Source organism: Citrobacter sp. R-1.5.2 (assembly GCF_035064245.1).
Classification (GTDB): Bacteria; Pseudomonadota; Gammaproteobacteria; order Enterobacterales; family Enterobacteriaceae; genus Citrobacter.
Genome location: NZ_JASEYC010000045.1, coordinates 1 through 5,596 on the forward strand (window position 1 = coordinate 1; position 5,596 = coordinate 5,596).

The following is a 5,596-nucleotide window of genomic DNA, read 5'->3' on the forward strand; positions in this document are numbered from 1 at the left end:
AATCGGCCCAGATCCGCGAAATTTTAATCAGCGAGTCAGCTTGGGAAGAAATGACCTGCTTATTCGCACCTTCCCTAAGGTACCAGCACTGGCTCAATGGCTACATACGGCACCTGGTTTACGATTACGATATAAAAGCTCAAGGATGATGAATTCTTTTCTTTATGATTTCGACGTTATTTGTCTCCTGCAACACCACGGGGTTGCTATAACCAGCGACGAACCCGTTGGGTATAGCGTTCCCATTCCAACCCGAAACGTTTTCGAAGCTGTACCTCTTCAACATGGATATGTAATCTGGCTACTACAAACATAAACAACGGTACAGCAAGTATCCCCACCAGGCTGCCAAAGCAGAGAGCAACGGATAACTGGAGCCCGCTCATTCCAAGGTAAATAGGGTTTCGACTCCATGCGTAACAACCGACAGTTACCAGCTTGGTGGTTCTATCCGGATGAAGCGGATTAAGCGTCGTGCCGTTCGTGCTCATCTGCCAAGCGGTGTGCAGTATCATGGTAATACAAACACCGGTCAGCAACACGCTTAGCACTATATTCACGATGTCGAAGGTAAAACGCGGGATTGCAGTCAACACATCAGTGACGAAAAACAGCAATAAGATGAGTGGGGGCGGAAACCATACTCTCAATCGAGTCACGAAGTTACGCATTACACAGACCTATCTCTGAACTAAGCAGCCTGATGGCTGCAAAATGAAAATCCAGTCCTTGCCATTCCTATAGTGACCATGAATCTGACATTATATGCCTGATCTGAAAAGTTATTTTTTTCATAATTGTCCTTATAACGGTGCGGGGTCAGTCCACACCTCTGTTCAGGTGAACAAATTCAGCAGACCACTTCACTGTTAAACCTGTGGCGATTCAGGGTGCCATGTGTATGGCACCTCATCTCTTATTTACTTATTGACTCCGTTACCGCCTGCCAGGTTATAAAGCCACCACTCAGATTATATGTCCTGAAGCCGTGGGCCTGAAGAATACGGTATGCCACATGCCCGCGCAGGCCACTCTGGCACCCTATAAAAATCTCTTTATCTTTAGGCACTTTTTCAAGATTCTCCCGCAGGGAATCCAGTGGAATGGATAGCGCGTCAGGATATTCGCCAAATTGTTTCAGTTCGGCAGGAGAGCGAATATCAAGTAAACAATAACTGCCCGGTTCCCGTTGTAACACATCGCTGACATGACATATGACCGTATCTCCTTTCATTACATTTGTCGCCACCATACCAGCCTGGTTAACGACGTCCCTTGCACTGTTAAAAGGTGGAGCATAAGTCAGCTCAAGATGTTCGAGATCGTTGACGGTAAGCCCCGCGCGCTGTGCGACAGACAGGACATCGATGCGTTTATCAACCCCTTTTTTCCCTGATGCCTGAGCCCCGAGAATTTTACCGGTATCGGGGCTGAACAGCAGTTTCAGACTGATCATCGTTGCCCCCGGGTAGTAACCGGCATGATCAGCGGCATGGACGTAAACCTTCTCGTATCGGGTGCCATGAACTTTCAGCTGCTTTTCATTCGCACCGACGCTGCCAATACTCAGCGAAAATACCTTACAAATGGATGTCCCCTGACTGCCATGGTAAAGGCTGTGACGATCTAGCATGTTATCAGCAGCAATGCGTCCCTGGCGGTTGGCGGGCCCTGCCAGAGGAAAATTAGCGGGTTCCTGAAAGACAAAGTCTGGAGTTTCAACGGCATCCCCCACGGCGTAGATGTCAGGGATACTGGTCTGCATACAGGCATTGACGCTTATGCCTCCCCGTTTACCCACTGCGAGCCCGGCTCCTGTGGCAAGGCTGTTCTCAGGTTTTACCCCGATGGCGAGAATAACCATGTCGGTCTGCAGAAACCCACCCTCAGACAGTGCAACGCGGAATCCCGTCTCTGTCCGCAGTACCTCGGTGAGCGCCGTTCTGAGACGCAGATCCACGCCATGACTCCGGATTTCCTGATGCAGGGCAGATGCCATTTCAGGATCAACCGGAGCCATAACCTGTTCCCCCATCTCCAGCAGGGTCACACTGATCCCCCGTTCGCTCAGAGCCTCCATCACTTCAAGTCCGATAAATCCCCCCCCGACAAGCGTGGTGTGAGCTACGTGATGTTGCTCAATCCACCCCAGGATAGCATCCATGTCAGTAAGATTTCGCAGCGTAAAGACACCCTCTTCCTGTAGCCCGGGCAAAGGAGGGACAACCGGAGCGGCGCCGGTACTGAGGAGCAGACGATCCCATTCTTCGCTATAGACCTCCCCTGAGGTCAGATTTTTAACCGTCACCGTTTTATTAACCGGATCCACTGACGTCACTTCATGACAGATACGGACGTCTATGTTAAAGCGGGATTTAAAATCCTCCGGGGTTTTCAGAATCAGTGACTGCCTTAAAGGAATTTTTCCGCCTATATGATAAGGTAATCCACAGTTGGCGAAAGAGACATCGCTTCCCCGTTCAAACACAACAATACTGACATCCTCTGATAACCGACGAGCTCTGGCTGCAGCGGATGCCCCGCCGGCAACACCACCAACAATCACTATTTGCATTACATCCTCTCTGTTCACCCGGGGCAAAAATGCCTGCCAGATATAATCGTTTCCCCGGGCCGGCAGGACGCTGCAGACCTGACGAACACGATGGCAAAATTACGATACCGTTAGTATACTAAATTATATTATATAAAAACACATAGTATGAGAAATCAGCAATGCTCATGAATGAAGACACAAAACGTCAGACAGATATGAAGAATGCGGCCCTGAGGGCAGCAGATGTCTTACGGGGACTGGCCAACAGCGACCGGTTGCTGTTGATGTGTCAGTTAAGCCTGGGGGAAGCGAATGTGGCCGGGCTGGAAGCGGCGGTCGGTATCACTCAGCCGACCCTGTCCCAGCAGCTGGGTGTAATGCGCCGCCTGAAGCTGGTCGAGACCCGACGGGCAGGTAAAATGGTATATTACCGTATTGAGGATAACCGTATCATGACGTTGTTAAATACCTTATATGATCTCTACTGCCCGCAGGCAGGCACCGGTAAAGGAAGCCATAACAACGAATAATATGATCCTGCTTTCCCCGTAAACCGTTTTATCCATGCATCATTAACCCTGTTCAGGCTGTGAAATGCCAGACCGGAACCTGCGATACCTTAACGGGAAAACAACAGTGGTCCGGATATACCAGCCGATGATGCCCGTCACGGACTGTATTTCTCGTTCACGCATTCACTGATTAACCCACTGATTCAATGGTGTTTAATACTGTGACGGTCAGAAAAAACAGCCACAGGAACACGGATGATTCTGCACTGTCAGTAATAGCCTGTGGCTGACAAACCGTTTTTTCTGCTGCCACGGGGTGACATTATTCAAGCAGGCTACGCAACATCCAGGCAGTTTTCTCATGTAACTGGATACGTTGTGTAAGCAGATCTGCTGTGGCTTCATCATTCGCATTATTAACGAGCGGGAACAGGGAGCGTGCAGTTTTAACCACGGTCTCCTGGCCCTGGACAAGATTTTCAATCATGTTTTTTGCTGCCGGAATATCCTTATCTTCATTAACCGCTGTTAAACGTGAAAATTCATGATATGTGCCGGGCGCGAAGCATCCGAGCGAGCGTATACGTTCAGCGATATCATCAACGGCAGTGGCCAGCTCATTGTATTGATTTTCAAACATTAAATGTAAGCTGTTAAACATGGGGCCAGTTACATTCCAGTGATAGTAATGTGTTTTTATATACAGGGTATAGGTGTCAGCAAGAAGCCGGGACAGGCCGTCTGCAATCTCCACCCGGGATGATTCAGCAATACCAATATCAATGATTTGTTTACTCATAACTACCTCTTACACGGTTTCAGTGGAATATACGATATGCGATTATTCTTTCCGGTCTGAGCAAAACACGCCTCAAATTTTTATAATAACCAGGTACACCTGTCGTCTGTCACACTAGCGATGCGCCAGAGCAATATCCTGCGACGGAACAATGAATTTCGCCGTGGCACGTGCCACTGTCTGCTGTCCTTTTGTCAGCCATGCTTCAAGCAGGTAAATCCCCCTGCGTTGCCCAAGCAGTCTGGCACATACCATCAGTTTGTCTCCGGTACAAACGGGTGAAATGAATCTTACCGTCAGTTCAGCCGTCAGGGCTTGCACACCCTGCATGAACAAACAATGAGTCATTGCTGCATCCAGCAGGGTACTCGTCATTCCGCCATGTAAAAGACCCGTATACCCCTGATGCCTGTGATTGGCCGTGTAGTCCGCACATACAGAGCCATCCGGGTGCTCTGAAAACATTAAGTTCACCGTATCAGGGTTGTTGTCGCGGGAACTACAGACCATACAACAGGTATGGGCCTTTCTGGCATCAAGATAACAATTCATCTGTTTCTGCTCAGCGTCCGGTTGTACTGACGGGAGGCATCCGGAATTCAGTCAGCTGAGGGGCTCCCCCGGCATCATTACTGCCTCCTCCACACATTCCGGCTCCTGGTTTATACACAATACGGGTCTGATAAAAATCACCGCCCGTGATGAAATAAACTCATGAATGGCAACAGCGCCCGTTTCCGTGATGATGCTGACGCCCACCCTGGCACGCATTTTCTGCTGTGTTCCCGTCAGAGTGACAGCATTTTTTCCCTTTCGCCTCATGATGAAAGGACTGGCGTCCCTGCTCCGGCTTATTCAGTTCAGTCAGAACACGGGTATCCGGATCACACAGTTCAGTGAACAAACGACGACCACAGTCAGTCTGGTACACCGCGATCTGATGCCCCAGTAATTTACCCAGCATCCGTTCCCCGATGTTACGGACCACAACGCGGCTGACTTGCTGTTGAACCAGCAGGTCAACCAGCTTCCGTTTACCTGAACAATCTGCGCCCAGCGCGGGATTTTCTGTCCGGCTGAGCTCCACACCGCGCTCATCCACCAGGACAAGGTGACTCGCTTTGGTAAAATGATTTGCTACCCGGTCGTCATTCACTGGAATGGCTGTGATCATCTTGTGTAACTCCTTCCCTTTCAGAGTGCATTATTAAGGCCTTGCCCTGAGTGAGACAGTCCACAACCTTAAAACGGGCTGCTTTCAGGACATTGGCCAGTGTCTGCCTTGAAACCCCCATTGCAACAGCCGCTTCCTGCTGTTGCATGCCCAGTAAATCGACCAGCCGTAACGCTTCAAACTCATCTTCTTTTAAATGAACATGTTCAAGCTGGCTCATCGGTCGCGCATTGGGCTTAAAACAGGTATCCGCAGGGCGGCCACAGATGTTACGGGGAATTCTGGGTCTTGGCATGAAGGCTCCTTATTGGCATATGCTATATATACACTCATAAACTGGCATATGCAATATACTCTGCTCACCGGTGGAGAATTTTTTGCTTTACCCTGGAGTCTGTAAGTGGGCAGCAGGTCATGAGAGATGAAGAGAAAGAAAACAGATACTGTATGAGACTCAATTTAAAGTGCTGCCATAAGGGGGTCGTCTCAGAAAACGGAATCTATGGTCACTCCCGTTTTTGCAACACCGATTTTGACGACAAGTTGGCTTGCTT

7 protein-coding genes are annotated in these 5,596 nt (G+C 49.4%); 1 reads left to right on the forward strand and 6 read right to left on the reverse strand.

Annotation, left to right across the window (positions count from 1 at the left end; translation table 11 throughout):
* Nucleotides 1-206 precede the first annotated feature (206 nt).
* Both QMN38_RS26215 and QMN38_RS26220 read right to left on the reverse strand, forming a co-directional pair.
* A complete protein-coding gene (locus QMN38_RS26215) occupies nt 207-671 on the reverse strand; it encodes a methyltransferase family protein (RefSeq protein ID WP_001243598.1) in 465 nt (154 codons plus the stop codon).
* A 245-nt stretch (nt 672-916) separates the two neighbouring features.
* Nucleotides 917-2,575, reverse strand: coding sequence for an FAD-dependent oxidoreductase (locus tag QMN38_RS26220; RefSeq protein WP_200924533.1), 1,659 nt, complete (start codon nt 2,573-2,575; stop codon nt 917-919).
* A 161-nt stretch (nt 2,576-2,736) separates the two neighbouring features.
* Here QMN38_RS26220 and QMN38_RS26225 point away from each other — a divergent pair, with 161 nt between their 5' ends.
* A complete protein-coding gene (locus QMN38_RS26225; protein ID WP_000928911.1) occupies nt 2,737-3,087 on the forward strand; it encodes an ArsR/SmtB family transcription factor in 351 nt (116 codons plus the stop codon).
* A 304-nt stretch (nt 3,088-3,391) separates the two neighbouring features.
* On the opposite strand, the gene QMN38_RS26230 is transcribed toward QMN38_RS26225, so the two are convergent.
* The 4 genes from QMN38_RS26230 to QMN38_RS26245 all read right to left on the reverse strand — a co-directional run bounded on the left by QMN38_RS26230 (nt 3,392) and on the right by QMN38_RS26245 (nt 5,337).
* Nucleotides 3,392-3,868, reverse strand: a complete 477-nt coding sequence (locus tag QMN38_RS26230; RefSeq protein WP_000043177.1) for a Dps family protein — start codon at nt 3,866-3,868, stop codon at nt 3,392-3,394.
* A 114-nt stretch (nt 3,869-3,982) separates the two neighbouring features.
* Nucleotides 3,983-4,420, reverse strand: coding sequence for a PaaI family thioesterase (locus QMN38_RS26235; RefSeq protein ID WP_016241611.1), 438 nt, complete (start codon nt 4,418-4,420; stop codon nt 3,983-3,985).
* A gap of 160 nt (nt 4,421-4,580) precedes the next feature.
* Nucleotides 4,581-5,042, reverse strand: coding sequence for a NifB/NifX family molybdenum-iron cluster-binding protein (locus QMN38_RS26240; RefSeq protein ID WP_000626969.1), 462 nt, complete (start codon nt 5,040-5,042; stop codon nt 4,581-4,583).
* Entirely contained in the window at nt 5,017-5,337 is a 321-nt protein-coding gene (locus QMN38_RS26245; RefSeq protein ID WP_001137910.1) for a DUF134 domain-containing protein, read from the reverse strand. Before QMN38_RS26245 ends, QMN38_RS26240 begins: the two co-directional genes overlap by 26 nt.
* Nucleotides 5,338-5,596 lie beyond the last annotated feature (259 nt).